General features: G+C 63.0%; 23 protein-coding genes and 1 riboswitch. Of the genes, 10 read left to right on the top strand and 13 right to left on the bottom strand.

The genetic code is table 11. The features are described from left to right. Positions 1-14: 14 nt before the first annotated feature. Positions 15-3,977, bottom strand: coding sequence for a DUF3683 domain-containing protein (locus GYH35_RS15430; RefSeq protein ID WP_202626632.1), 3,963 nt, complete (start codon positions 3,975-3,977; stop codon positions 15-17). Between the two features lie 168 nt (positions 3,978-4,145). On the opposite strand from GYH35_RS15430, the gene GYH35_RS15425 reads away from it, so the two are divergent. The 4 genes from GYH35_RS15425 (at position 4,146) to GYH35_RS15410 (ending at position 8,700) form a co-directional block, all read left to right on the top strand. Beyond that, the gene (locus GYH35_RS15425; protein WP_161810800.1) at positions 4,146-4,829 is read left to right on the top strand and encodes a YceH family protein; all 684 of its coding nucleotides are present in this window, start codon (positions 4,146-4,148) and stop codon (positions 4,827-4,829) included. An 83-nt stretch (positions 4,830-4,912) separates the two neighbouring features. Continuing rightward, a complete protein-coding gene (locus GYH35_RS15420; RefSeq protein ID WP_161810799.1) occupies positions 4,913-6,412 on the top strand; it encodes a DegQ family serine endoprotease in 1,500 nt (499 codons plus the stop codon). Between the two features lie 85 nt (positions 6,413-6,497). After that, the gene (locus GYH35_RS15415; protein WP_161811376.1) at positions 6,498-7,169 is read left to right on the top strand and encodes a winged helix-turn-helix domain-containing protein; all 672 of its coding nucleotides are present in this window, start codon (positions 6,498-6,500) and stop codon (positions 7,167-7,169) included. Between the two features lie 43 nt (positions 7,170-7,212). Then, complete coding sequence (locus GYH35_RS15410) at positions 7,213-8,700, top strand: sensor histidine kinase (protein WP_161810798.1); 1,488 nt, start codon at positions 7,213-7,215, stop codon at positions 8,698-8,700. Here GYH35_RS15410 and motB read toward each other — a convergent pair. Next, a complete protein-coding gene (gene motB / locus GYH35_RS15405) occupies positions 8,690-9,745 on the bottom strand; it encodes a flagellar motor protein MotB (protein WP_161810797.1) in 1,056 nt (351 codons plus the stop codon). The genes GYH35_RS15410 and motB overlap by 11 nt on opposite strands. Before the next feature lie 20 nt (positions 9,746-9,765). Further along, positions 9,766-10,623, bottom strand: coding sequence for a flagellar motor stator protein MotA (gene motA, locus GYH35_RS15400; RefSeq protein WP_161810796.1), 858 nt, complete (start codon positions 10,621-10,623; stop codon positions 9,766-9,768). A 182-nt stretch (positions 10,624-10,805) separates the two neighbouring features. On the opposite strand from motA, the gene GYH35_RS15395 reads away from it, so the two are divergent. Both GYH35_RS15395 and GYH35_RS15390 read left to right on the top strand, forming a co-directional pair. After that, on the top strand, positions 10,806-11,615 hold the full coding sequence (locus tag GYH35_RS15395; protein ID WP_161810795.1) for a hypothetical protein: 810 nt from the start codon (positions 10,806-10,808) through the stop codon (positions 11,613-11,615). Between the two features lie 121 nt (positions 11,616-11,736). Beyond that, a complete protein-coding gene (locus GYH35_RS15390) occupies positions 11,737-12,306 on the top strand; it encodes a hypothetical protein (protein ID WP_161811375.1) in 570 nt (189 codons plus the stop codon). 3 nt (positions 12,307-12,309) lie between these two features. Here the strand turns inward: GYH35_RS15390 and GYH35_RS15385 are convergent, their stop codons facing one another. From GYH35_RS15385 to GYH35_RS15365, 5 genes are all read right to left on the bottom strand, one after another. Continuing rightward, a complete protein-coding gene (locus GYH35_RS15385; RefSeq protein ID WP_161810794.1) occupies positions 12,310-13,047 on the bottom strand; it encodes a proteasome-type protease in 738 nt (245 codons plus the stop codon). A gap of 73 nt (positions 13,048-13,120) precedes the next feature. Beyond that, positions 13,121-13,927, bottom strand: a complete 807-nt coding sequence (locus GYH35_RS15380; protein ID WP_161828920.1) for a transglutaminase family protein — start codon at positions 13,925-13,927, stop codon at positions 13,121-13,123. An 8-nt stretch (positions 13,928-13,935) separates the two neighbouring features. Further along, a complete protein-coding gene (locus GYH35_RS15375; RefSeq protein WP_161810792.1) occupies positions 13,936-14,883 on the bottom strand; it encodes an alpha-E domain-containing protein in 948 nt (315 codons plus the stop codon). A gap of 28 nt (positions 14,884-14,911) precedes the next feature. Beyond that, on the bottom strand, positions 14,912-16,327 hold the full coding sequence (locus GYH35_RS15370) for a circularly permuted type 2 ATP-grasp protein (protein ID WP_161810791.1): 1,416 nt from the start codon (positions 16,325-16,327) through the stop codon (positions 14,912-14,914). Between the two features lie 198 nt (positions 16,328-16,525). Then, entirely contained in the window at positions 16,526-16,915 is a 390-nt protein-coding gene (locus tag GYH35_RS15365; protein WP_202624342.1) for a hypothetical protein, read from the bottom strand. A gap of 185 nt (positions 16,916-17,100) precedes the next feature. Here GYH35_RS15365 and GYH35_RS15360 point away from each other — a divergent pair, with 185 nt between their 5' ends. The 4 genes from GYH35_RS15360 to rraA all read left to right on the top strand — a co-directional run bounded on the left by GYH35_RS15360 (position 17,101) and on the right by rraA (position 21,051). After that, the gene (locus GYH35_RS15360) at positions 17,101-17,400 is read left to right on the top strand and encodes a hypothetical protein (RefSeq protein ID WP_116807048.1); all 300 of its coding nucleotides are present in this window, start codon (positions 17,101-17,103) and stop codon (positions 17,398-17,400) included. A 202-nt stretch (positions 17,401-17,602) separates the two neighbouring features. Continuing rightward, complete coding sequence (locus GYH35_RS15355) at positions 17,603-18,004, top strand: hypothetical protein (RefSeq protein WP_161810790.1); 402 nt, start codon at positions 17,603-17,605, stop codon at positions 18,002-18,004. Positions 18,005-18,165: 161 nt separating this feature from the next. Next, positions 18,166-18,252: riboswitch (cyclic di-GMP riboswitch) on the top strand. Between the two features lie 179 nt (positions 18,253-18,431). Further along, positions 18,432-20,486, top strand: a complete 2,055-nt coding sequence (locus GYH35_RS15350; RefSeq protein ID WP_161810789.1) for a hypothetical protein — start codon at positions 18,432-18,434, stop codon at positions 20,484-20,486. Between the two features lie 82 nt (positions 20,487-20,568). Next, a complete protein-coding gene (gene rraA, locus GYH35_RS15345; RefSeq protein WP_161810788.1) occupies positions 20,569-21,051 on the top strand; it encodes a ribonuclease E activity regulator RraA in 483 nt (160 codons plus the stop codon). A gap of 21 nt (positions 21,052-21,072) precedes the next feature. Here the strand turns inward: rraA and GYH35_RS15340 are convergent, their stop codons facing one another. From GYH35_RS15340 to GYH35_RS15320, 5 genes are all read right to left on the bottom strand, one after another. After that, positions 21,073-21,402 (bottom strand): hypothetical protein, encoded by a 330-nt coding sequence (locus tag GYH35_RS15340; RefSeq protein WP_161810787.1) that lies wholly within the window; start codon positions 21,400-21,402, stop codon positions 21,073-21,075. A 97-nt stretch (positions 21,403-21,499) separates the two neighbouring features. Continuing rightward, complete coding sequence (locus tag GYH35_RS15335; protein ID WP_202624341.1) at positions 21,500-22,624, bottom strand: lipocalin-like domain-containing protein; 1,125 nt, start codon at positions 22,622-22,624, stop codon at positions 21,500-21,502. Continuing rightward, positions 22,624-25,179: an FtsX-like permease family protein gene (locus tag GYH35_RS15330; RefSeq protein ID WP_161810786.1), complete on the bottom strand. Its 2,556-nt coding sequence runs from the start codon at positions 25,177-25,179 to the stop codon at positions 22,624-22,626. Before GYH35_RS15330 ends, GYH35_RS15335 begins: the two co-directional genes overlap by 1 nt. Further along, the gene (locus GYH35_RS15325) at positions 25,176-25,865 is read right to left on the bottom strand and encodes an ABC transporter ATP-binding protein (RefSeq protein ID WP_161810785.1); all 690 of its coding nucleotides are present in this window, start codon (positions 25,863-25,865) and stop codon (positions 25,176-25,178) included. Before GYH35_RS15325 ends, GYH35_RS15330 begins: the two co-directional genes overlap by 4 nt. Further along, entirely contained in the window at positions 25,865-26,539 is a 675-nt protein-coding gene (locus GYH35_RS15320; protein WP_161810784.1) for an outer membrane beta-barrel protein, read from the bottom strand. The genes GYH35_RS15325 and GYH35_RS15320 overlap by 1 nt, the downstream gene beginning before the upstream one ends. Positions 26,540-26,665 lie beyond the last annotated feature (126 nt).

Genomic DNA, 26,665 nt, shown 5'->3' with positions numbered 1-26,665 from the left:
TCTTCGAGAGTCAGTTACACGAGCACGCGCTCGATTCCGCCCGCGTTGGCCTTCTGCACATACTCCGGCAGCCAGTTCTCACCGAGGATGTGCTTCGCGATCTCAACAACGATGTAATCCGCATCGACATCCGCATCGTCGTTGTAACGCTTCAGGCCCTGCATGCACGACGGGCACGACGTCAAGATCTTCACGTCACCCTTGAAGCCGTCGGCGCGTAACTTATCCGCGCCCTTCTTCATCTCGATTTCCTTGCGGAACCGAACCTGGGTCGCCACGTCGGGGCGCGTCACGGCGAACGTGCCGGACTCGCCGCAGCAGCGGTCGTTCTTTTCGATCTTGCCGTTCACCTGATCGTTGATGAGCGTGTTGACGACCTTCAGCGGGTCATAGCTCTTCATCGGCGTATGGCACGGGTCGTGATACATATAACGCACGCCCGTCACGCCCTCGAGCTTCACGTTGCGCTCCATCAGGAACTCGTGAATGTCGATGATGCGGCAGCCCGGGAAGATCTCGTCGAATTTATAGCCCTGCAGCTGATCGAAACAGGTGCCGCAGCTGACCACCACCGTCTTGATGTCGAGATAGTTCAGCGTGTTCGCGACGCGATGGAACAACACGCGATTGTCGGTGATGATCTTCTCGGCCTTGTCGAACTGCCCCGCGCCTCGCTGCGGGTAGCCACAGCAGAGATAACCAGGCGGCAGCACTGTCTGCACACCGACCTTCCACAGCATCGCCTGCGTCGCCAGGCCCACCTGCGAGAACAAACGTTCCGAGCCGCAGCCGGGGAAATAGAACACCGCTTCCGAATCGCTCGTCGTGCGCGCCGGATCGCGAATGATGGGCACGTAGTGACGATCCTCGATATCCAACAGCGCGCGGGCCGTCTTCTTCGGCAGTCCGCCCGGCATCTTCTTGTTGACGAAGTGGACCACCTGCTCGCGCACCGGCGGCTTGCCCGTCGTCGCAGGCGGACGCGCCGTCTGCGCATTGCCCACCACCTTCAACGCGCGATTGGCCATGCGCTGGACTTTGAAGCCCCATTCGAGCATCGCCGTGCGCGCGACCTTGATCGTCTGCGGATTCGTCGCGTTCAAGAAGAACATCGACGCCGCTGTGCCCGGATTGAAGCGCTTCTTGCCCATCCGGCGCAGCAGGTCGCGCATTGCCATCGAGACGTCGCCAAAGTCGATGTTCACCGGGCACGGCTTCTCGCACTTGTGACAGACCGTGCAGTGATCGGCCACGTCGGAGAACTCATCCCAGTGACGCAGCGACACGCCGCGACGCGTCTGCTCTTCGTACAGGAACGCTTCGATGAGCAGCGAGGTCGCCAGAATCTTGTTACGCGGCGAGTACAGCAAGTTCGCGCGTGGCACGTGCGTCGCGCACACTGGCTTGCACTTGCCACAACGCAAACAGTCCTTGATCGCGTCCGAGATCGAGTTGATGTCGGACTGCTGCATGATCAGGGACTCATGTCCCATCAGGTTGAAGCTGGGCGTATACGCGTTGCGCAGATCGCCGCCCGGCATCAGCTTGCCCTTGTTGAAGCGCCCGTCCGGATCGACGCGATCCTTGTATCGACGGAACTCCTCGGTCTCGGCGTCGGTCAGGAACTCGAGCTTCGTGATGCCGATGCCGTGCTCGCCCGAGATCACGCCGTTCAGGCTACGGGCAATCTCCATGATGCGCTCGACGGCGCGGTTCGCCGTTTGCAGCATCTCGTAGTCATCCGAGTTCACCGGAATATTGGTGTGCACGTTGCCGTCGCCGGCATGCATGTGCAACGCCACCCACACGCGACCCCGCAGCACGCGCTTGTGGATTTCCTCGACCGCTTCGAGGATCGGCAGACACGCGCCACCAACGAACAGGCGACGCAGATGCGCGCGCACTTCCGTCTTCCACGAAGTACGCAGCGAACGATCTTGAACCAGATCGAAGAGGCGAACGTTCGGCTCGCGTTCGACGCGCCGCTCGAAGTCGCCACGCAACGGCGCGAAGCCGAGCGTCGCCAACTCGGGCAACGCCTCCCTCAGCGGGGTATCCAGATGTTCGGCGAGATAGGTCCAACGCGCGAGCGTCTCCGCGATCACCTGCTGCGCCTGGATCTGCCGATCGCCGAGCAGTTCGGCTCGTGACACGCCGGAGAGATCGGGATCGTCGGTTTTGCCCAGCGGCAGCTCGGTTTCGAAGAAGTCCCGCAGCTCGCGCAGCATCTTGATCTTGTTGGCGAACGACAGCTCGATGTTGATGCGCTCGATGGCGTCGGTGTAGTCGCCCATGCGGTCGAGCGGAATCACCACGTCTTCGTTGATCTTGAAGGCGTTGGTGTGTTTCGCGATAGCAGCCGTGCGCGAGCGATCCAGCCAGAACTTCTTGCGCGCGTCGGGATTGACGGCGACAAAGCCTTCACCGGCGCGGCTGTTGGAAATACGCACGACTTCGGAAGTCGCACGCGCCACGGCGTCTTCGTTGTCACCAACGATGTCACCGAGCAGCACCATCTTCGGCAATGCGCCGCGCTTGGACTTGGTCGCATAGCCGACGGCGCGCAGATAGCGTTCGTCCAGATGTTCCAAGCCCGCGAGTTGCACACCCGTCGTACGCGCTTCGTTGTCGAGGAACGTCTTGATCTCGACGATGGACGGAATGGCGTGACGTGCATGACCGAAGAATTCCAGACACACGGTGCGCGTGTGTTTCGGCATGCGATGCAGGATCCAGCGGGCGGACGTAATCACGCCGTCGCAGCCTTCCTTCTGCACGCCCGGCAGGCCGCCCAGGAATTTATCGGTGACGTCTTTGCCCAGACCTTCCTTGCGGAACTTGCGACCTTCGATGTCGACACGCGCCGTGCGCAACACACGCGCACGCTGCGGATTGTCGCGACCGTCCTTCCAGGTCAGCTCGAACTTCGCGACTTCGACATCGTGAATCTTGCCGCGGTTGTGGTCGAGGCGAGTCACTTCGAGCCAGTTGCCGTCGGGATCGACCATCCGCCACCAGATGAGATTGTCGACCGCCGTGCCCCACAGCACTGCCTTCTTGCCGCCGGCATTCATCGCGACGTTGCCGCCGATGCAGGAGGCATCCGCGGAGGTGGGATCGACAGCAAACACCAGGCCCGCATGCTCGGCCGCATCGGAGACGCGACGAGTGACGACGCCGGCGCCGCTGAAAATCGTCGGCACCTTCGCATCGGGCGTGCTCGCGCCGGGGACGTCGATGATGTCGATCGGATCCAGCTGCTCCAACTTCTCCGTGTTGATCACCGCCGCGAGCGGCGTGAGCGGAATCGCGCCACCGGTGTAACCAGTACCGCCACCGCGCGGGATGATCGTGAGACCGAGCTCGATACAATCGCGCACCAGGGCGGGAATCTCCGCCTCGGTGTCCGGCGACAACACCAGGAAGGGATATTCGATACGCCAGTCGGTCGCGTCCGTCACATGCGAAACACGAGCAAACGCATCGAAGCGAATGTTGTCGTCGCGCGTGTGTCGCTCGAGCAGACGACGCGCGCGCTTGCGAAGCTGAACGAAGCGATCGAAATCGTTGGCGAACGATTCGACGGCACGCCGCGCCGCTTGCAGCAGCTCGCCCACTTTGCGATCGCGCTCCGGATCGGAAACATCGCGACGACGCTCGATCTCGTTGAGCCGGTGATGCAGAGCTTCGATCAGCAGGCGGCGACGTTTGGGATTGTCGACCAGGTCGTCCTGCAGATACGGATTACGCTGCACGACCCAGATGTCGCCCAGCACCTCGTACAACATGCGCGCCGAGCGGCCGGTCCGGCGCTCGCTGCGCAGTTCGTCCAGAATGGTCCACAACGACTCGCCCAACAGGCGGATGACGATTTCGCGATCCGAGAACGAGGTGTAGTTGTAAGGGATTTCGCGCAGACGAGCGGCCGGGCCCGCGACGGCGGCTTCCGGCTCCGTGGCAGCAATCGGTAGGGACAAGTTGCGCAAGGTAGTAAGGCTAAGAGCCCAAGCGAGGTATGGACCGTAATTGTACGCGGTTACAGTCCAGTCCAAGAAGGCAGAAATCAACGATAAGCCCTTGATCTCGCCAATCCTTTATATTCCCCAAACCAAACTGCATAAGGCCACGGCAGCCGAACTACCGCCATGAACACCCATCTGACCGCCCTGGAAGCCCGGTTGATCGGCAGCCTGATCGAGAAAGCCATCACCACCCCCGATCAGTATCCGCTGTCGCTAAACGCGCTGCTGAACGCCTGCAATCAGAAAAGCAATCGCGAGCCGGTGCTGAGCCTCGACGAACGCACCGTGCAAGACAGTGTCGAGGGCTTGGTGAAGAAGCATCTGGTGCTGGAAAAATCGGGCTTCGGCAGCCGCGTGCCCAAGTATCAGCACCGCTTCTGCAATACCGGCTTCGGCTCGTTCGAGTTCACGCCGGTGCAGACCGCGATCGTTTGTGAGCTGCTGCTGCGAGGACCGCAAACGCCGGGTGAGCTGCGCACTCGCGTGCCACGCATGGCTCAAGTGAGCGACCCCGCCGAGATCGAATCGGCGCTCGAAGACCTTGCGACCCGCCCCGACGGTCCTTTTGTAAAGCAGCTGCCGCGCGAGCCCGGGCGTCGCGATTCGCGTTATGCACATTTGTTCAGTGGTGAGGATGCGATCCCGGTGACGCCGGCCGAGACCGAGCACACCGCTGAACCGCAGCCAAACGCCGCGGCTGCCGACGCCCGAAATTCCTTGCAGGCGCGCATCGCTACTCTCGAAGCGCAGGTCGCCGCCCTACGTCAGGAATTGGAAGAACTACGCAGTAGCATTAAGTCCTCGTAATAGAGCGGCTTGGACGCAAACTTTGACTGCGAAGGGGCGTCTTACTGGCATTGCATTGGAAACCCACATTGGGAGGAGCATCCATGCTTGTCAGACAGAATCGAGCCCCCTTCAATCGTGCCCGCGCGACCGTGGTTTCCACCGCCACGTTGCTCGGTATCGCACTGGCTGGCTGCTCCGGCAGCTTCGCCGATAACAACCCAGCCGCTCAGGCCGCAGCCGCGGGCGCTGCGCCTGCCATCCAAACGGCGTCGCCGCGCAATGTCGCCGCTGCCCTGCCCGATTTCGCTGGCCTGGTCGATCACTACGGCCCCGCCGTGGTGAACGTCGCCGTGGTCGGCAAGTCACAGCCCGTCAGCAACGACATGCCCGGCATGTCGCCCAACGATCCGCTCAATGATTTCTTGCGCCGCTTCGGCCAGCCGATGCCTCGCGGCAATCAGCCGCCGCCGCGCGGTGAAGGTTCGGGTTTCATCGTCAGCGCCGATGGTTACATTCTGACCAACGCGCACGTGGTGGCCGAAGCCGAGGAAGTCACGGTGAAGACGACCGATCGTCGCGAGTACACCGCGAAGGTCATCGGTGTCGACGAAGCCACCGACGTCGCCGTGTTGAAGATCGACGCCAAGAATCTGCCGACCGTGAAGATCGGCGATCCATCCAAGCTGCGTCCCGGTGAGTGGGTGATCGCCATCGGCTCGCCGTTCGGCTTCGAGAACAGCGTCACCGCCGGCATCGTCAGCGCGACCTCGCGCTCCATGCCTGGCAGCAACTACGCGCCGTTCATTCAGACCGACGTGGCAGTGAACCCCGGCAACTCCGGCGGCCCGCTGTTCAACCTGCAGGGCGAAGTGGTCGGCATCAACTCGCAAATCTTCAGCCGCAGCGGCGGTTACATGGGCCTGTCATTCGCCATCCCGATCGATGTCGCGAACAACGTACAGACCCAGCTGGTCTCGACCGGCAAAGTCACCCGCAGCCGCATCGGCGTCTCGATCCAGGACGTGAATGCGCAGCTCGCCGAGTCGTTCGGCCTCGATCGGCCGAAGGGCGCGCTGGTCGGCATGGTCGAAGACGACGGCCCGGGCGCGAAGGCCGGCATCAAGGCGGGCGACGTGATCCTGAAGGTCGACGGCACCGAGATCGATCAGTCCTCGCAATTGCCTGGCCTGATCGCCTCGAAGAAGCCCGGCACCACCGTCAATCTCGAGGTGTGGCGTGACGGCGGCGTCAAGCGCCTGAGCGCGAAGCCGGTCGAGATCGCGGAGAAAGGCGTGAAGGTCGCCAATCGTGACAGCGCGGATGCCGACGAGACGGCCAAGCTCGGCCTGGTCGTACGCCCGCTGCAGAAGCAGGAGAAGCAGCAGGTCGAGACCGACGGCGATCTCGTGGTCGAAGACTCCGATGGACCGGCGGCCGCCGCCGGCGTGCAGCGGGGCGACATCATCCTCGGCGTCAACGGCAAGCCGGTGAAGTCGGTGGAAGAGCTGAAGACCGCGGCACGCAAGTCCAAGGGCAAGGTCGTGGCGCTGCTGATCGAACGCGACAGCGCGCAGATCTTCGTCCCGGTGCGGACTGGCTAAGGATGTAGCTATGGTGAGCGACCGGCGAATGGCGGAAACTCGTCCATCCCTGTTGCCGTCGTCGGTCGGCTCACCGGTTACCCGAATGAAACTACTGCTCATCGAAGACGATCTGCAGGCCGCCGAATATCTGCTGAAAAGCCTGCGCGAAATCGGCTACAGCGTCGATCACAGCCCGGACGGGCGTGACGGCCTGGAGAAGGCGACGCAGCGTCATTACGACGTGATCATCGCCGACCGCCAGCTGCCGCACCTCGACGGGCTGACCATCATCACCTCCCTGCGCGAGCGCAACGATCGCACCCCGGTGCTGATCCTGTCCGCGCTCGGCACGGTCGACGACCGCGTCCATGGCCTGAAAGCCGGCGGCGACGACTACCTCACCAAACCTTTTGCCTTCGCCGAACTGCTCGCGCGCATCGAGGCGTTGAGCCGCCGTGGCACGGCGCTGGCCGAATCGAGCCGGCTCAAGGTCGCGGACCTGGAGCTGGACCTGCTGGCCCGCAAAGTCACGCGCGCCGGCCAGAACATCGATCTCACCACCAAGGAATTCCAGTTGCTGGAGTTCCTGATGCGCCGGCCCGGCCAGGTGGTCACGCGCACCATGCTGCTCGAAGGCGTGTGGAACCTGCACTTCGATCCGCAGACCAATATCACCGACGTGCACATGAGCCGCCTGCGCAATGCCGTCGACAAAGGATTTTCCCGGCCACTGATCCATACGGTGCGCGGCGCCGGGTACGTACTCAAGGAATAGCCCTGTTCGGATGTATCGGGGCGGCGGCGCGGGACGTCGTACAATGGCCGCCACTTCAGAGGTTCTTCAGAGCAGCGAACGCATGACCGAGGCCGGCCGTCCGGATGCCGTCGGGCCGACCACGCGCCCGCGACCGCGCATGCGACTGTCCACGTCGCGGCTCGCGACCCTGTTCATCGTGATTTTCGCCGTCGGCGTCACGCTGGTGCTGACCGCCGTTTATTTCCTCACCGCGCGCGTGCTCGACAATGAAGTCGATGCCGTCATCAACTCGGAAGTCAACAATCTGGTCGATGACTATTCACGCGGCGGCCTGCTGCAGCTCGTAGCGACATTGCATCGTCGCGCGGACGGTTGGGGTCGCACTGGCGCCGTTTATCTGCTGGTCGAGAACAATGGCTTTCCCATCGCGGGCAACCTCGCCCGCTGGCCGCAGGTCGTCAGTCGATACAACGATTGGGTGGAATTCGAGATCGATGCCAGCGACGCCGGCGGCTCGGTCTCGCATCCGGTGCGCGCGCAGATCATTCGCTTGCCCGGCAATCGCTGGCTGCTCGTCGGCACGGACATTCTCGATCGCAGCCGCCTCGCTTCGCGCTTGCGGACGGCCATGTTCTGGGGCGTCGGCGCGAGCGTGCTGCTCGCCACTTTGTTTGGTTTGAGTTACAGCCGGCGCATTCGAAGGCGCGTCAAAGCCGTCGCGGCGACGTGCGAATCCATCATGGCCGGCAACTTGTCACAACGCCTGCCCGTCGAACCCGCGCACGACGAGTTCGACGCGCTCGCAACCGCCGTGAACCGCATGCTCGAAACCATCGAGCAACAGACCGAGACGCTGCGCACGACCTTCGATAGCGCCGCTCACGATTTGCGCGCTCCGCTGTATCGCGCCCGCGTGCGAATCGAAGAATCCCTTCAGCACGAGGGGCTTGCCGATAATGTTCGCGAGACGATGGATGCAACCCTCGCCGAACTGGACCGCGTGCAGCGAACGTTAGGCACGTTGCTGCAAATCGCCCAAACCGACGGCCGCGGCCGCGACGTGCCCACCGAAGACGTCGACGTCGCCGCGCTCGCTCAAGAACTCGTCGAGTTGTATCAGCCCGAAGCGGGCAATAGAAACATCAGCCTCGACTATCGAGGCGACGCGACCGCCTCGGTGCACGGCAATCGTCAGCTGCTCGCGCAAGCCGTGGTCAATCTGCTGGAGAATGCAATCAAGTACGTCCCCGAGGGCGGCAAAGTCGAAGCCAGCGTCCGCACCATCGGCGACTCCCTCACCCTGACCGTCGCCGACAACGGCCCCGGCATTCCGGAAGCCGACCGCGCCCGCATCCTGCAACCGTTCGTCCGCCTCGACAGAGATCGCGATCAAGTCGGCAGCGGCCTCGGGCTGAGCCTGGTCGCCGCGGTGATGCGATTACATCGAGCGACGATCGAGCTGCTCGACAATCATCCGGGGCTGCTGGTGCGATGTGTGTTGCCGGTGCGCAAAGAGGTTGCCACCGGCGTCGCTTTCGTTACCCCGTAATCGGCGCCATCGCCGCGGTGACAGGCGCGCCGCCGCCGCCGGAGTCGCTACCGCCATCGGCAGGCGCAACGGCGCCAGCTTCACCGCCTTCACTCTCAGCCACCGGCGTCGACCCCGCTTCCGTCGCGCCGGGAGGCATCACGCTGAGCAGTGTGCCGTTCTCATGCATGATCGCTTCTTCGGTGCGGCGGTTCATCACGATGATGCTGATACGCCGATTCACCGGGCTATCCGGCACCGCGCTATCGAGCAGCACGCTCGACGCAAGGCCCACGACGCGACCCACCTTCTCCTGCGGCAAGCCGCCGGTGATCAACGCGCGACGGGCTGCGTTGGCGCGGTCCGCGGACAACTCCCAGTTGCTGTAATTGTTGGCGATGTACGGTTTGATGTCCGTGTGACCGCTGATGCTGATGCGGTTCGGCACGTTGTTGATGATGTTCGACAGCTCATAAAGAATCCTGGCGCTGTACTCCTCGAGTCGCGAGCTGCCGAGCGGGAACATCGGACGGCGCTCGTGATCGACGATCTGAATGCGCACGCCTTCCGGCGTGATATCGAGCAGGATCTGATCCTTGAATTTCGCGAGCGCCTCGCGCGCATCGATAGCTTCTTTCAACTCTCGCAACAGCGAATTCAAACGTTCCCGATCAAGCTGTTCGGCGCGCTTCTCTGCCTCGTCGTCGTTGACGACTTGCGCGGGCGGCGCATCCGGATTGTCGCTGGAGGTGTGCAGCTCCATGCCGCCGCCCAGCTGGATCATGCTGGTGCTGGCGCCGCCGGGACCTGGCATAGAGGTGGCCGCAGGCACCGTGCTCGTGCCCGGCACGGCGGAAGGATTGTTGAAATATTCCGAGATCGCGCCCTTCTGCTCCTGAGTGGTGGAACCCATCAGCCACATGAGCAGGAAGAACGCCATCATCGCAGTCGCGAAGTCGGCGAACGCGACCTTCCAGGAGCCGCCATGGTGGCCATGGCCGCCTTTCTTGACCTTCTTGATGATGATCGGCGCGAGCGCCTCGCCGTCTTTGCCCTTGCGTGCCATGGCGTATCCCGGTTACGAGATCAGGCCTTCTTGCCGCGCAACTGGGCTTCGAGATCCTTGAAGCTCGGACGCAGATCCGCCGGCGTCGACTTGCGGCCGAACTCGATCGCGATCTGCGGCGGGTGACCCTGCAGGAATCCCATGATGCAGGTCTTGATGGCGGTGTAGAAAGCGGTCTCATCGCGCGCGCGGCGTTCCATGGCCGTGCTCATCGGGCCGAGCAGACCGTACGCGAGCAGAATGCCGAGGAAGGTGCCGACGAGCGCCGCCGCGACCTTGATGCCGATCTCTTCCGGCGGGCCGCCGAGCGCACCCATGGTGTTCACGATGCCGAGCACCGCGGCCACGATGCCGAAACCCGGCATCGCGTCGGACACTTTGTTGAGCGCCTGCGCCGGCTCTTCGCCGCTGTGATGATGGGTCTCGATTTCCAGATCCATCAGCGCTTCGAGCTGATGCTGGTCCATGTCGCCGCTGATGATGAGGCGCAGATAATCCTGGATGAATTCGACCGCGTGATGATCCTTGAGGATCAGCGGACGCTTCTTGAACAGATCGCTCTTCTCCGGCTCCTCGATGACGCGCTCCAGGCCCATCATGCCTTCCTTGCGCGCGATCGACAGCAGCTCGTACATGACCGAGAACAGCGCGAGGTAATGATCCCTGTTGTAAGGCGAGCCTTTCAGCAGCGCCGGAATGCCGGCGGCGATCTTCTTGGTGACGCTGAACGGATTGGCAATGATCATCGCGCCGACCGCGGCGCCGCCGATGATCAGCAGCTCGGAGGGCTGCCACAGGGCGCCCAATTGGCCGCCGTGGACGGCAAAGCCGCCCAGCACGCAGCCAAACACCACGACGATGCCGAGGATCAGGTTCATTGATTATCCGTAGGAACGATCAGCTCGCGGCCCGCGGGCCGCACAGTCACTGATTCGGCATAATCCCGCGCGGCTTGAGGCGCGACCGGCGTGGCAAATCCGCGGTTTCCTCCTAGGCGAATGCCTTAGAGGGTTGTTAAATCAGCGCCAGACAGGCACTTAGCGGCGTTCGACGAGGCTTTATGAATATTTCGAGAAGGCAATTTCGCGGCTTGCAGCGATGGTCCTGGCTCGGCATCGCGGCCTGTCTGATGGCGGCGGTGAGCTGGGCGCAGTCGCTGACGGTCATCGATTTGAAGTACCGGCGCGCCGACGAGCTGATCCCGGTATTGCAGCCCTTGCTCGAACAGGGCGGCGCGCTGACCGGGCAGGATTACAAACTGTTCGTCCGCACCAGCAGCGGCAATCTCTCGCAGCTGCGCTCCGCAGTCGCCCAGTTGGATAAGCAACAGCGACAGATGTTGGTTTCTGTGCGCCGGAGCACAGCGTCGGATATTCAACAGGAGCAGGCATCGGCGTCCGGAACGTTGAGCACGCGCGATGGCGTTTCAGCGACGGTGCGCGCCGGCCAGCGGAACTTGCAGACCAACGACTCGAGTGTTTCCAGTGTGCAGGTGCTCGAAGGCAATTCCGCCTTCATTGCCACGGGCACGAGCGTACCGATTGTGACGGCGTTCGCAGTCGGCGGCGGCAAACGCCCATTCGTCGCGGGCGCAGTCGAGCATCGCAATCTGCAACGCGGCTTCATGGTTACGCCGCGCGTGAACGGCGATCAGGTGATCCTGCAGATCGATCAACAGGACGAGCGCGTCGGCGGCAACGGTATCGAGACGCAGTCGTTGAATACGCAAGTCATCGGCCGGCTGGGAACGTGGATCCAGCTCGGCGCGGTGAGTGAATCGTCCAGCGGCACCCAAAGCGGCATCCTCAGCCGCAGCTACAGCACCGGCGGCAACGAGCTGGCGGTATGGGTGAAGGTCGACGCCCAGTGATCCGGGTCACATCGACCCGTCGAATGTTTCTTCACTGTCAACCTTGATGTGATGCGCGCACTGCGGGCGCTGGCAACCGCCCAGTACCCTGCGCGTCATGTTTGCTCATTGGCGAGTCGTCGTGGCATTGGGCGCCGTCGGTGCGGGTATCGCCGCGCTGGTGGAAGGCCGCGCCATCGATCATCCGCCGGGAGTCTTGGTTCCCGATGAGCCGACGCAGCGCCTGGTGCAACAGGCGCCGTTTGCCCACGGGGAATATGAGCTGACTCCGCTAGCCGACTTCGATCTGGAAGCACGTGTGCTGTCGGTCGAGGAATACAGCATGGACGGCGGCGCTCGCGTCTCGCCCATCGATTTCGCGCTCGGCTGGGGCCCGATGTCCGACAGCGCCGTGCTCTCTCACTTTCGCATCAGCCAGGGCGCGCGCTTCTTTACGATCTATCCCGACGAGCAGGCCATCGATCTGAAAACGGCCATGCTCAACGCCTCCAACATGCATCTGATTCCCGCCAACGGTCTGCTCGAAGACCGCCTGAAGGACGTGAAGCCGGGCAACATCGTGCGCCTGCGCGGCCAGCTCGTCAGCGTACTCGGGCCGAATAATTTCACGTGGAGGAGCTCGCTGAGCCGCACCGACCGGGGCAATGGCGCGTGCGAGCTGTTCTACGTGGAGTCGATGGAGAAGCGCTGAGCCTCAGCTCCGCCGCATCCATTCCGGATCGGGAATCTCGTGAAACGCATGGCGCAGGCTCTCGCTCCAGCGCGTGCGGATCATCCGGAAGTACGCGTGGTTCTCGTCGATGTTCACGTGGCTGTGGATCTTCAGCTCATCGCGCTTGATCGATAGCAGATCCAACGGCACACCGACCGAGAGATTCGATCTGATCGTCGAGTCCATCGAGATCAGCGCGCACTTGGCGCCTTGCGCGAGGCTGGTGCTGCGGGAAATGACCCGGTCCAGAATCGGCTTGCCATACTTCGACTCGCCGATCTGGAAATACGGCGTCTCCGGCGTGGCCTCGATGAAATTGCCGGCCGCGTAGATACAAAACAGCCGCGGCTCTTCGCCGCCGATCTGGCCGCCGAAGATCAGCGAGGCGTTGAACTCGATGTGATGATCCTTGAGCGCTTCGGCATCGCGCTTGTGAACCTCCCGTAGCGCCTCGCCGACCGCGAGCGACGCCTCGAACATGTTCTTGGAGGTCCAGATCCCCTTGATGCCCGGCTCGTTCTCGTGTTCGTGCAAAACATTCACGACCGCCTGGGAGATCGCGAGATTGCCGGCGCCCATCAGCACCATGACCCGATCGCCCGGCCGTTCGAAGATGGTCACCTTGCGGAACGTGCTGATCTGGTCCACGCCCGCGTTGGTGCGCGAGTCGGAAAGGAACACCAGCCCGGCATCCAGCAGCATGCCTACGCAATACGTCATAGCTACAACCGCAGTCAGTGGGCGGCAGTGCCCAGGAAACGCGAACTATAGACTCCATTGCAAAACATTGGCATCACTGTTGCGCGGCTGCCGCGATCCGCACCGCGACCTGCATTTCCTCCGCTCCGCCGCCGCGACGGACACCACGCACCGGGCAGGCATCGAGGTAATCGCGACCTACCGCCAGCCGGCAATGCCGCCCGTCGGTGGGCGTGCGATGAGTCACGTCGATGGACATCCAGCCTTGCTCGTGGCCGGTCCAAACATCCACCCACGCATGACTGGCGATCTCGCCCTCCGGACCTGCGTAAAAGTAACCGCTGACATAGCGTGCTGGAATGCCGGCGCTGCGGCAGCTGGCTATGTAGATGTGCGAATGATCCTGGCAGACGCCCGCACCACGCGCGAACGCTCGCGACGCGGATTCGTGCACGTCGGTGGCGCCTTTTTCATAGCGCACTTCTTCACACACGGCGTCCGCCAGCTCGAGCAACTTGCCTCGCACGTCGCCGCCCGCTTGCAAGCGAGCGCGCGCGAAGCTTGCGATAGCCTCATCCGGACGAGTCAGCGGCGTTTCGGCCAGAAACGCCAGCGGCGAGAGCTGACCCTCGTCAGGCACCGACACGGCGGGATGATCCTCGGTCTCGACGATGCCGTTCACGACGATGCGAATTTCCTTGTGCGGCTCATCGAGCGTGAGCAAATGCACGATGTTGCCGTACGCATCGACTTGCGAGCGACAATGCCCCGGCGTCGCCATGTTCCAGCTGAGCGCGCGTTGCATGGGATCGCGACGAGGCGTCAGCCGCAGGTTCTGCACGCTGCGTTTCACCGGCTCGCCGTAGCGATAGAACGTTTCGTGTCGGATATGCAGTTGCATGCCGTCTCCTAGTCGGTGGCCGACACCAGGAAGTCTCGGGACACCCGATCGCCGAGATCGCGCACCTGACCGAGGAATCGCACCAGGTATTCGTGCAGCCCGATCTCGAACACGCTGTCGATGCGACCGAAATGCAGCGACGCCTGCAGCTCACCGGCCCGCCGCTCGGTCTCCGCCGACTGCGCATTCCGCACCGATTGCAGATGCATGTGTACTTGAGACATGCATCGACGCAGCGAGCGAGGCATGTCGTCGCGCAGAACGAGCAGTTCTGCCACGCGCCTTGGCGTAATCAAGTCGCGATACACACGACGATAGATTTCGAACGCGGACACCGAGTGCAAGAGCGCGCTCCACTGGTAGTAATCCGCCGCTCCGCCCGCTTGCTCGCCGCGAGGGAGCAGCAAGTGATACTTCACATCGAGAATGCGAGCAGTGCTGTCGGCGCGTTCGAGATAAGTGCCGAGCCAGGCGAAGTGCCAGGCTTCATCGCGCAACATCGTGCCTTGAATGACGCCCCGCGCGACGTGCGAACGATATTTCACCCACTCGAAGAAGTTGCCCACTTCCGTCTCGTTGGCGGAGCGCAGGCTCATGCCACGCATTTCCAGCCAGGTCGCGTTCAACGTTTCCCAGATCTCTGAAGTGAGCGTGCCTCGCACGGCTCGCGCGTTTTCACGGGCGGCGTGGACGCAGCTGCAGATGCTCAGAGGGTTGTCGCGGTCGAATGCCATGAATGCGATGACGTTCGATGAAGTCACGGAGTCATAGCGCTGCCGGAATGCTTCCATCAGGCCGATGATGGTGAGGGTGGCGATCCAGCCCTGCTCGAGGATTTCAGCCCCTTGAGGAAGCAGCGACATGCGCGAGTTGACGTCGAGCATGCGAGCGAGGTTTTCGGCACGCTCCGTGTAGCGCGCCATCCAGTAGAGATGATCGGCGGTGCGGCTCAGCATGCGCGTACGCCCTGCGGGCTGCCTGCGTTCATCGCTCCAACACCCACGTATCTTTCGTCCCGCCGCCCTGCGACGAATTCACCACCAGCGATCCTTCTCTCAACGCGACTCTGGTCAGCCCACCCGGCACCAACGTAACTTCGCGGCCTGACAACACGAACGGTCGCAAATCGATGTGCCTCGGCGCGATGCCGGCATCTACAAACGTCGGGCATGCCGACAACGTGAGTGTCGGTTGTGCGATGTATTTCTCCGGCGAGCGCAGGATCCGCTGACGGAACGCTTCCAGCTCAGCCTTGCTGGCCGCGGGGCCGATCAACATTCCATAGCCGCCGGCCCCATGAACCTCCTTGACGACCAGCTCCCGCAGGTGCGCGAGCGTATACGCCAGATCCTCTTTCCGCCGGAGAACAAACGTCGGCACGTTCGACAGCAACGGTTCTTCGCCGAGATAGAAGCGCACCATCTCCGGCACATAGGGATAAATGGATTTGTCGTCCGCCACACCCGTGCCAATCGCATTCGCAATCGTCACGCGCCCCGCGCGATACGCGGCCAACAGTCCCGGAATGCCCAGCATCGAATCCGGCCGAAACACCAGCGGATCCAGGAAGTCGTCGTCGATGCGCCGATAAATCACATCCACTCGTTGTGGGCCGCGGGTGGTGCGCATGTAGACGAACTCGTCGTCGACGAACAGATCCTGTCCCTCGACCAGCTCGATGCCCATCTGCTGCGCCAGAAACGCGTGCTCGAAGTACGCGCTGTTATAAGCACCCGGCGTCAGCAGCACGACCGTCGGATCGTTCACACCCGACGGCGCGACGCTGCGCAGGTTCTCCAGCAGCAGATCGGGATAGTGCTCGACCGGCGCCACCGAATGCAGCGCGAACAGCTCGGGAAACAATCGCATCATCATGCGCCGGTCTTCGAGCATGTAGGACACGCCCGAGGGTACGCGCAGGTTGTCTTCGAGAACGTAAAACTCGCCCTCGCCGGCACGCACCACATCGACGCCGGCGATGTGCGCGTAGATCGAGCCCGGCACGTCGATGCCCTGCATCTCGGGCCGGTACTGCCCATTGCACAGCACCTGCTCGGCGGGAATGCGGCCGGCCTTCAAGATCTCCTGCGAGTGATAGATATCGTTGGTGAACGCGTTCAACGCGCGCACGCGTTGTTTCAAGCCGGCGGCGAGGTGCTTCCATTCGTTGGCCGGAATGATGCGAGGAACGATGTCGAAGGGAATCAGGCGCTCGGTGCCCGCGTCCTCGCCATAAACGGTGAACGTGATGCCGACCCGATGAAACAACGTGTCGGCCTCGGCGCGCTTGTGAGCCACGCGCTCGCTCGGCGTGCGCGCGAGCCAGGAAGCGAAGGTCTTGTAGTGCTCGCGCACGCCGCCGTCGCTGGCATGCATTTCATCGTACGGAGTCGCCAACATCCCGACCTCTGTTGTAGCCGGGCAGCGATGCCACGACTCGGGCTTGATGTCGGACGACGGAGCGAAAAACGTGCCAGCGCCAAAAGCAGCTGGTTATGCGTGATTTACGGGCACCGGGAGGCGGAACGCACCAGCATAAGGCCCCTTCGACGGGCCCCACGCACGAGGATGGGGCGGGCGCCCCATCCTCCGATCGGCTCAAGGCATCTGGATCTTGCCGCCGCCCCGGCCGCCGGTGATGCCCGGCACCGGGCCCTGCGGAACCACGAGCTGCGAAGCCTGCTGGCGGCGCATTTCCTGGATCTGCTGGACGGTGCGCTCGATGGCGACCTGGGCCGCCGGGGCAAAGCCGATGACGGCATCGGCCAGCGTCTGGCCCTCGATCTCGAAGTTGATGGGCACCGGGCCCATGTTGGTCATGATCTCGGCCTGGCCGATGAACAGCACTGGCCGGCCGGGGTCGGCGGAGCCGTCGGCGCGCACCGGGGAGAGGCGGCGGATCGCACCGACGCGGCGGTCGGTGAAATTGTCCTCCTGGTAGAGCCCCTCGGCGTCCATCTGCGGGTCTTGATTGCGGTCTTCGGCCATGTGAAACCTCTAATGAATTCGCCCGCTTGCAGCAGGCTACGGTAGCTGCGAGTGCTTTATGACAGTAGACCAGTCGGCGGCTCTGTCTTCAAGGCGAACGGTCTTCGTCAGGGGGCACAACGCCGTTACAATGGGGCCATCTTCAATGAGAGCAACGGGCGCCCCGCCGCCTCGAGTGACGACCCATGCAGGAACCCGATAACCCCTTCAGCGAGGCCTTCGGCAAGGCCGTCGATCTGGGCAACCGGATCGCCGACACGGATGACAAGGCCGATATCTGGGACATCGCCGACGGCTTGCTGGCGGGAGCCGTGCAGTACTGGTTGTACTCCCGGCAGCCCTGCTCGGATCCCGAATGCGAAGAATGCCAGCCGATCAGCACCGCCGAGGGCCGGATCGAGGAGCTGCGCAAACTGATGCGTCAATTCGCCGAAGAAAGCGAATATTTCCATTCGCCCACGGACCGCAATGTGGGCCGCGCATAAGTAGCGCGGTCCGAAGCTCACGCCCGTTGCCCGCGTGGCGAATTTTTCGCCACGCGCCCAGCATCACGACAGTTGCTCATTGTCAACGGCGCGCGCGTGAATTTTTCGCAGCAAAAAATAGTTTGCGTGTACGTGTTTGATCCGTAATGCGGCGTAAATACAACGCCGAAATACGACCCCGTTTTGCGATCTGGCGCACACCGTGGAATTCGTGTCGCCCTTCACACTTTCGCCCGCGACCTTCGTGCGGGAGACCGATGCGGTGGGAATGTTGAAGAACTTGAAGCTCAGACATCGCGCGTACGTGTGCGCATACAACTCGTTTCGCTTCGCCGCGCGCCTGCGCGGGGACTTGAGCGAGTTCGCGCCCTCGATCGCCGAAACCCTGGAGAGCGTGGGCGATGAGCTCGCTGCGCTGGCCCGTGACAGCTGTCCGACGGAGAACGAGCGTCGCCAGCTGATCGAGGGCCTGGAAGGCGCGCTGCGTGCGCTCGGCCTGTCCGATGCCGCCCAGGTCCATATCGTTTCTCAGCTCGCGCCACGCATCATGGCGGGCGAGCCGGCGAGCGCCAGCAAGGAAGCCTGGACGCGCATGGCGGTGTAAAGCAGCCCCGGCAAAACAGCTGAATGAGACATAAGCTCAAGGCCGGGCCAGCCAGTCACCTGTCGCCAATCGCCATGTCTGCTGAAAGCGACCGTACTGCTTGACTTATGCCTTCAGCGTGCCGATGATCAAAACGTTCCTACAAAGAAATTTCTTGGTCGATTTTTTCTGGGCAAACTCGCCGAAAGGCGAGGACGCAAAGCTTCCGGTCTAACGGATTCATTTCCTAAGACAGCGGGGTTGCCACGGGGCCGCGACATGATGCGGCAACGGTTTCGCCACAAAAGACAACAGCGAAACTGCCGTGAACGAGCGCGATGCGCATAAGCGCGCTCACTCCCCCCGCCGAAATGAAGAATCCGTTCAGCTGGAGTGCGTCCACCGCAAGCGGGCGGTATTCGGCGGCGCAACGGGTCGGGGAAGAAACGTGGAAGACAATACCAGCAAGGTCTATGTGGAGCCGGAACGCTCACAGCCGCCGCTCGTCTCCCAGAACGCAGGGAGCGGCACGCAGCTGTTTGTCATCAACCTGTGCGCGTCGATCGCGCCGGTGTCGACGACGGGCCGTAACATTCCCGGGCTCGAGAATTACAAGCTTTATCAGGTCGCGCGCGTCGAAGACGGCCGCACGCGGCATCGTTTGCGCCTCGGTTTCTTTACCAATGAAGCGCATGCCGAACGCGTGCTCACCGTCGTTCGCCAGCAGTATCCGACCGCCTTCACGACCAGCCTGAGCGATGAAGACCGCCGCTTCGCTCGCGGCTATTTGCCGGCCGCCGCGCCGGCGCCTGCACCGCGCCCCGCTGTTGCTGTCGTCAATGCACCGCCGCCTGCTCCTGTTGCCCCAGCCCCCGCTGCGAAAGCCGCACCCGCTCCGAAGGCAGCGCCCGCGCCACAGGCCGCTGCGAAACCCGCTGCGACGAAACCCGCTCAACCGGCGAAACCCGCCGCGAAGAAGGCGCCGAACGACGAAATCGTCGAGATGACCTGGGAGCCGGACGAAGCCACCAAGGCCGCGGTCACTTCGGCCTCGTTGCCGAAGATCAAAGCGCTCACCGAAGCGCCTGGCCTCGATGAGATGAGCTGGAACGACGATCCCGCCCCCGCGGCTGCAGCGTCGAAAGAGCCGCTGGCCGTGGGTTTGTTGAGCGGCAAGTTCGCCGCACTCGACACCGGCAAGCTGAAGATCAAGACCACTCCAGCGGCGCCTGCGTCCGCTGCGAACAAGGCAGCTACTCCGCCCGCCCCTGTCGCCGTCCCGCCGAAGCTGGATACGGCAGCGAGCGTGCGCGTGCCCGCGCTGACGTTCTCCGATCCGCAACCGACTCCCGCCGCTGCACAGAAGAGCAAAGCGTCGAATGAGCCGTATCACGTCGGCAAGGGCATCGACATCGAAGAAATCGATGCGTTCGAGCTCGACCTGCGCGACGACCCGCCGGCGAAGGTCGCCGCACCCGCCGCAGCTGTGAAGCCGGCGCCCGCTGTAACAAACAAAGCGGCCGCTGCGCCGAAGCCCGCCGCTGCAAAGCCTGCGGCGCCGACGGTTGCCAAGAAGGCGGAGCCAGCCAAGCCCTCGGTTCCTGCTGTGGCAAACAAGGCCGCCGTGCCGCTGCCGAAACAAGTGCCGCCCGCACTGGTTCGCGGCTCGTCGCACGCGCATCCGAATCTCGACAGCACGCAGACCATTCGCGCGCTGACCAACGATGAGCTGAACGACAACGCGCAGGAGAAGTGGTTTGCGATTCAACTGGCCGCGTCCGAGCAGCCGGTGAACCTGGACATCCTGCCACACCTCGATATCTTCGAGGCCTATCGTTTGTATTCGGTCGCGACCGCGGGCAGCGGCAAGATCGTGCACTCGCTGCGCCTGGGCTTCTTCAAGGAAGCCGTGTCGGCCGAAGCAGTCTCGGGATATCTGAAGACATTCTTCCCAGCGCCGTCCGTGCTGCGCATCAGCGTCGCCGAACAGGCGCGCTTCAAGGATGCTCCGCAGCCACGTCGCGCCGAGCCGGAAGAGCCGAAGAACAACGTCGTCGAGCTCAACAACGCCCGCGCCAATCGCGCGCCGGTTGTGCCGACCATCACCATGGAAGTCGATACGTCGGCGACCGGTGCATTCCGTCCCAACGCGACCGGTGCGTTCCGACCGAACGCTACCGGCGCGCTGAACTCCGCCACTGGCACGTTCAAGCCTGGCGCGACCGGCGCGTTCAAAGCCAATGCCACGGGCGCGTTCAAGCTGAACTCCACCGGCGTGCATAAGGCGCTGGACAGCAGAGTCGCCGCCAAATCCGCCTCCCCAGCCACCAGGCGCTCCGAGCCGACTCGCGCCGGTAACACCGGCAAGCACAAGCAGCTCAAGAAGAGCCTGGCCGAGGAGCTGATGGAAGAGGCGCGCGAAGTCGAGTTGTCCGAGAGCGGCGTTCGCAAGCTGCCGCAAAACAACTCGTTGTTGTCGCGCCTGCTAGGCAAAAAGAAGTAACTGCGGCATTTCGGCGCGCCCTCTCGCGCCGGCCCTCCGGCCTGCGGCACACTGCCTCGTCCCATCCTGACGAGGCTGCGCCGTGGATATCAGAACCGCCGACCTTTGCGATCAATTCAGCGACGAATTGGAAATCTGCGAGCCCTTGTTCGGCGACTTCGGCGGACAGCTCCAGTTCGGCGGGCCGATCGCCACCATCAAATGCTTCGAAGATAACTCGCTGGTCCGCGAGCTGACCGCCGAGGCCGGCAACGGCCGCGTGCTCGTGATCGATGCCGGCGGATCCATGCGTCGCGCAGTGGTCGGCGATATGCTCGCCAAGAAAGCAGTCGATAACGGCTGGGCCGGCATCGTGGTCTACGGCTGCATTCGCGACTCCGCCGCGATGGCCGACATGCCCATCGGCGTCAAAGCGCTCGGCACGCATCCCCTGAAGACCGACAAGCGCGGCGAAGGCCAGCGCGACCTCGTCGTTCGCTTCGGCGGCGTAACGTTCCGTCCCGGCGATTGGTTGTATGCGGACGAGGATGGCGTCATCGTCGCGCGCCGGCCGTTGGTCAAGTAACGACCATCGATAGCGGAGCGTCTACTTGTAACCGGTGAAATGGCAGGCAGAGCGGCGCCCGGTGTGTTCGCATTCGATGCCGGAGACGTAGAAACAGAACATCAGGAGCCCGACGGCGATACCCGCGATCATCGATATTCGCCAGGCCAGCACGCTCATGGCGAACGGCGGCACTTCGAATGTCACGAGGCTGAGGATCCCTGCCGTGACGATGACGGCTCCCGCGACCGACAACGGTTCGTGCATGGACGTCGGCGTCCCGGCACGAATGACCTCGCCGACCTGAGCAAGCAATACCACGGCGACCGTCAAACCGACGAACACGCCAATGTAAGTTAACAACGTCCTCATTGGCCGGAAGCATAAGCGCGGACCCACGGGCCCGGCGCGTGCAGCGCTCACATCCCGGCCGGCGGGGCGGCCTGGGCCAGGAAAACGTTGGCGGACGTTACAAGCGCATCTTCCCTGCGTAGCCCGTCAGCTCCAGATACCCGCGACCTATGGGTTTGTCGCCTTCGAACGCACGGACGGCGCCCTCCCAATAGATCGTTCCAGTGCTGCCGCGGGCGTCGTTTTCCTGGTCGTCCATGAGCGGCTTCAACGTGATCACGCGGTCGCCGACCGTCACTTGCCACTCAACCGGATAGCGAACGCCCGTGCGGGACGAGCGCCAGTAACGCACGGGCTTCCATGCCACCGCTTCGGGCTTATATGAAACACCTTCGCTTGAACCGGCCGCACGCCACTTCGCGGCGGCCCACAGCTCGCTATCCTGGGTGCCGCGCATTTGAAACATCATCAACGCGCCACCATCGTCAAGGTTGAGCCCGACCCAATCCCAACCCTGCGCACGCTCGTCCACGATGGCGCCGGACCATTCGTGATCGAACCAGGCGACGCCGCGCACGGACTGATCCTTTCCGTCGATGCCGATACTTCCCGTGACGGCGAGTTGCGGCAGGCTGTAGTAATACGATGCCGAGCTTGGGCTCGGGCCTTTTTGGCTGAAGCCTTGCTCGCCCTGAAGTAACGGCGGCGCTTTCGGCTGCAACTTCAAATCGAGTTGCAAGTCAGCGGCTTTGGCCACGGCAACATAGCCGTCGCCGTCGCGACGCAGCTGCCAATCGTCGATGAAAACATCGAGCGATCCTTCGGCTGCTTCGGCGAGACCAAATCCAGGGCGGGCGGATTTCTCGTGATGTAGCAACGAGCCTCGCTTCGGATCGCTGATCGCCAGGTGAGCGAACAAGGCCTGGCGCAAGGCGAATCGCGAAGGATTGTCGTCGTCGATGCCGGTGCGTGAGCGAAAGAAAGTCAGTTGAAAGCCGAGCGGCGCGCCGGAGGCGTCTTCGACCCAGCCGGTGACATACCACCACTCAGTCTTGAACAGCGGATGACTGCCCTCGTCGCGAGGCAGCTGGATCCGATAACCCGGCTCTACTGAAGGATAGACCACATACGCACGTGCGCCGGCAACCACGAGGATCGCAACCGACAGCGCCATGCACACACGCGCAGAAATGCGCGCCAGCACGCGCTGCGCATCTGACAAAGACGCGTTGGGCCGGCGCATCACCAATCCTCCCTGACTGCGCGCACGACTTCGCCACCCATCGCCTGCCGGCCACTGACCACCGCAATCAATGCAGCGGCCGCGACCAGGGCCGCACTCAAGCCAGCGAGCAATCCGACCGGCGCACTCAAATCCATGCTCCAGTGAAACGACTGCCGGTTCACGACATAGATCAAAATCAAGCTGATCACAGTGCCGGCGAGCAAACCGACGATCACGCCGAGCGCGCCGAGCACCGAGCCTTCGATCGCCAGCATCGTCGCCACCTGGCTGCGTGTAAAGCCCAGATGCCTGAGTGCGCCGAACTCGCTTCGCCGCGCCAACACTTGAGCACTGATGCCGGCGGCAATGCCGAACAGACCGATAGTCACCGCGACCAGTTCCAACAAATAAGTGATCGCAAACGTTCGATCGAACGCCGCGAGCGACAGCTTGCGCAACTCGCCAGGCGTTCGCATATCGTGATCCGTGCCCGGCGGCATCAGGTCGCGAATCGCATTGCCGACCTTGCCGATGTCCGCCCCGTCGTCGAGCCAGAACCACACCGTGTTCACAGCGCGGTCGCCGGTCAAGGCCACGTATTCGTCGCGCCCCATGACGATGGCGCCGTTCTGATGCTCATAGTCGCGCCACACGCCTCGCACCGAACCAACAACTTGTTTGCCGGCGAGCTCGAACCTGAGCTCATCGCCCGCCGAGATCGCGAACAGATCCGACGCCGCCTCGCTCACCCATACCGGCAGCGCTCCACTCGGAACGTCGTTGCTCGCAGTGCTCATCATCCACAACGTCTTATCGGGGTGATCGCGATTCATCGACCGGGCAATCAAGGTCAACGCCGGGCGATCGGGCGACAATTGCACGCGAGCAAAGCGGTTGTATTCCACATGCTCGACACCCGGTATCCGCGCCATCGATTGCGCCAGCGACTCGTCCAGATACGACGACTGACCGACATAACCGACGCGCACATACAAATCCGCCGGCAGCACCTTCTGCGTCCATTGATCCAGCGAGTCGCGGAACGACGTGACCATGATGGCCATCGACGCCATCAAGCTGAAGCTGACGATGATGGAGGAGACACTGAGCGTCGCGTACTTCGCGGTGCCTGCGATCTGCGCAATGGCAATCTCATACGGAATGCGACGCCAGCGCGGCGCGTGGCGCAGTACGAAGCGGACGACCGATGGCATCGCCACCACGCACGCAATAAGGAACAAAGCGATAGCAACGAAGCCAGGCAACGGCAGCCCCGCAATCGGCGGCAAACTCACGGTGATCGCCGCCAGCGCGCCGAGCGTCAACACCGTCCAGCCATGCGGACGAATTTCCCCACTAGTGATGTCGCCCGCCTTCAGCGCACTGGCCGTCGAAACGCGAGCCGCGTCGAGTGCAGGCCGCAGGGCTCCCGCAACAGCCACGCCGATGCCCAGCAACGAGAACACCGTGACTTCGGCGATATGAACATTCAACCCAGGCGCGAGCCCACGAAAGTAACCCGCGCCCAGGTCCGCACCGAGCGCGCTCAGTCCGATCCTCGCGATCATCACCCCGAGCACGATGCCTAGCGCGGCGCCGAGCACCCCGACGATTACGCTGCTCGAAAGCATCAATAGCAACTGCTCCGTGCGAGTCACGCCAATCGCATGCATGACCGCGAACTCGCGACGCCGACGCAGCGCCGCCAGCGACTGCGTGGAATAAACAAAGAAGCCGCCGGTGAACAATGCGACCAGCGCCAGTGCGGTGAGATTGGATCGATACGCGCGCGACAATCTCAAAGCATCGTCGGTGGCTTGACCCGGCGTGGTAACCCGCACCGTCGGTGGCAGCAGCTCCGCGAGCGCTGCTTTCACTTGCTCCGGACTCGAACCTGTCGCGAGGCGCAGATTGATGCGCGACAGCTTGCCGAGTCGTTCGAACACCCACTGAGCCGTCGCGATGTCGACGACACCGCCAAAATCCTGTAGCGCCGCCGGCGGCAGCACACCGGACACCTTCAGTCGCTCGCGTTTCACGCCGACTTGGAATTCGACGAAGTCGCCACGCTGCAGCTGCAACTCACGAGCTGCGCTTGCGCTCAGAAGAATCGAGCGACTGTCAAACCGGTCGTCAGCCTCTTCGTCGTGCGGTTCACCGCCCGATCTGTCTTCATCGGAGCCGGCGCCCACCACCGACGCCGCGAACGCCGGCTGCAATAGCTTCGAGCGAAAGCCATCCATCCCGAGCACCAGCAACGGGCCGCGACGACCAACGATCTTCGCCTCGACTTCGACGACCGGGCTGGCCACCGCCACACCGGGTGTCCGAGCGACGCGCGGATATAAATTTTCGTCGAAGCCTTCTGCGCCGGCTTCAATGGCGAGATCGGCGAGCCCATACAGGCTGCGCGCCGCCAATGAAATCTCATCGGCTGCGGAGCGATTGATCAGATAGATCGCGAGGCCGAGCGCCACGCCCAAGGCAATGGCGAGAACGGCAAGCAATGTGCGCCCAGGGGAGCGCCGCATGGGGCCGGTGATCGCGGCCTCGATGAGCAGCGGGGCGATCACGACTGACGGGAGGAACCTGCAGCGCGCGGCGCCAATCCTTGCCGGGAAAGTTGCAGGATGCGATCGGTGGTGCCGGCCGCCAGCTCCGAATGTGTGACCAGAATGCCGGCCGCATTGTCACGTTTGAGTTGCGCGGCCAGCAGCTCGAGGACTTCAGCCGCGGAGTCGGAATCGAGATTGCCGGTGGGCTCATCCGCCAGCACCAATGCCGGACGATGCGCCAGCGCGCGAGCTACAGCCACTCGTTGCATTTCGCCACCAGAGAGTTGGGACGGCGCGGCGTTGGCACGTTCCAACATGCCAACGGCATCCAGCAACTCACGCACTCGATCGGCAGCTTCACGACCTTGCTGACCATTGAGAGCCAGCGGCAACGCGACGTTGCGCTCGACGCTCAAGTGCGGCAACAAATGGAAGGCTTGAAACACAAAGCCCATGCGCGCCCGACGCAGGCGCGTGCGGGCATCGTCATCGAGCGCGCCGATGTCCCGACCGTCGAGCGAGATCCGCCCGGCGTCCGGCGTGTCGAGGCCGGCAATCAGATTGAGCAATGTGGATTTGCCCGTGCCCGACTCGCCCATGACGGCGACGTACTCTCCCGGCGCGAGCTGCAAAGAAACGCCGCCGAGCACTTGTCGCGGCGGCGTTCCTCCGAAGGATTTGCTGATGTTCTCGACCTGCAGCATCAGAAGCCGATGATGACTCCGAGCGCAGCCTGGTACTGCACGAACGTATCGGACTTGGTGCGAATCCCACAGGTGCCCACGCCGTTATCGGATACGCAGAAGGCATTGCCGCTGCTATCGAACAGCGATACGAAGGCACGCGCATCGAAGCGCACGCCGAAGTGATCCGTGACCGGCACCTTGAAACCGCCGCCCACCGTGAACGCGAACTTGGTCTCGTCATCCAGGCCCGGACCGTCCGGGCTGAAGCGCGCGCCGCCGATCGTCATGCCGAAATAGGGAATGACGGTCTTGGCGTCCTGGTACATGACGGTACCGCCGATCTGCAGATACTCCACGTCCAGATCGAACGGCACGGCGCCATCGACCGAGCTGCCCTGCTTGGCGTAAATCAGCTCGTAGTGCCGCCATTGATCGGCGGCGGCATTGATGAAGAGGCCGAAGCTGCTGTCCCCTTCCAGGTCGCGGTCGGTATTGGTGGTCGGGTCTTCGAATTCGCCGCCGGCCATGTATCCATAGAACGGGGTGAACTCCCAGTTCGCATATTTATCGGGCGCCCGTTGCGCAGAAGCGCTGGCCGCGGCCGCCAGCAGGGTTACGCCGAGCGCGGCGCGCATCCAGTTGCGCAGAGAAATCTGTCGTGGAAAGAACCACTTACCAATGTGCCAATGCATAGCCTAAAGACTCCTTCGGTGCGGCTGCGGACCGGCTTCGGCTGACCGTCGCGCCGGCTAAGTTAACATGTCGCAGGTTCGTTGCCTGAACGTTGCCCTTCACCACCTATTCGCCCCCACGCCGCC

Source organism: Steroidobacter agaridevorans (assembly GCF_009932555.1).
In the GTDB taxonomy this organism is placed as follows: domain Bacteria; phylum Pseudomonadota; class Gammaproteobacteria; order Steroidobacterales; family Steroidobacteraceae; genus Steroidobacter; species Steroidobacter agaridevorans.
Note: the sequence above shows the minus strand (reverse complement) of the source record. Positions and strands in the feature narration are given on the sequence as shown.

Excerpts from the sequence above, each read along its gene's own strand:
- GYH35_RS15425 (WP_161810800.1), top strand. The coding sequence starts at position 4,146 with ATGAACACCCATCTGACCGCCCTGGAAGCCCGGTTGATCGGCAGCCTG.
- GYH35_RS15420 (WP_161810799.1), top strand. The coding sequence starts at position 4,913 with ATGCTTGTCAGACAGAATCGAGCCCCCTTCAATCGTGCCCGCGCGACC.
- GYH35_RS15370 (WP_161810791.1), bottom strand. The coding sequence starts at position 16,327 with ATGTTGGCGACTCCGTACGATGAAATGCATGCCAGCGACGGCGGCGTG.
- GYH35_RS15380 (WP_161828920.1), bottom strand. The coding sequence starts at position 13,927 with ATGCAACTGCATATCCGACACGAAACGTTCTATCGCTACGGCGAGCCG.
- GYH35_RS15395 (WP_161810795.1), top strand. The coding sequence starts at position 10,806 with ATGAATATTTCGAGAAGGCAATTTCGCGGCTTGCAGCGATGGTCCTGG.
- GYH35_RS15385 (WP_161810794.1), bottom strand. The coding sequence starts at position 13,047 with ATGACGTATTGCGTAGGCATGCTGCTGGATGCCGGGCTGGTGTTCCTT.
- GYH35_RS15410 (WP_161810798.1), top strand. The coding sequence starts at position 7,213 with ATGGCCGCCACTTCAGAGGTTCTTCAGAGCAGCGAACGCATGACCGAG.
- GYH35_RS15365 (WP_202624342.1), bottom strand. The coding sequence starts at position 16,915 with ATGGCCGAAGACCGCAATCAAGACCCGCAGATGGACGCCGAGGGGCTC.
- GYH35_RS15320 (WP_161810784.1), bottom strand. The coding sequence starts at position 26,539 with ATGCATTGGCACATTGGTAAGTGGTTCTTTCCACGACAGATTTCTCTG.
- GYH35_RS15340 (WP_161810787.1), bottom strand. The coding sequence starts at position 21,402 with ATGAGGACGTTGTTAACTTACATTGGCGTGTTCGTCGGTTTGACGGTC.
- GYH35_RS15335 (WP_202624341.1), bottom strand. The coding sequence starts at position 22,624 with ATGCGCCGGCCCAACGCGTCTTTGTCAGATGCGCAGCGCGTGCTGGCG.
- GYH35_RS15375 (WP_161810792.1), bottom strand. The coding sequence starts at position 14,883 with ATGCTGAGCCGCACCGCCGATCATCTCTACTGGATGGCGCGCTACACG.
- GYH35_RS15360 (WP_116807048.1), top strand. The coding sequence starts at position 17,101 with ATGCAGGAACCCGATAACCCCTTCAGCGAGGCCTTCGGCAAGGCCGTC.
- motB (WP_161810797.1), bottom strand. The coding sequence starts at position 9,745 with ATGGCACGCAAGGGCAAAGACGGCGAGGCGCTCGCGCCGATCATCATC.
- motA (WP_161810796.1), bottom strand. The coding sequence starts at position 10,623 with ATGAACCTGATCCTCGGCATCGTCGTGGTGTTTGGCTGCGTGCTGGGC.
- GYH35_RS15325 (WP_161810785.1), bottom strand. The coding sequence starts at position 25,865 with ATGCTGCAGGTCGAGAACATCAGCAAATCCTTCGGAGGAACGCCGCCG.
- GYH35_RS15415 (WP_161811376.1), top strand. The coding sequence starts at position 6,498 with ATGAAACTACTGCTCATCGAAGACGATCTGCAGGCCGCCGAATATCTG.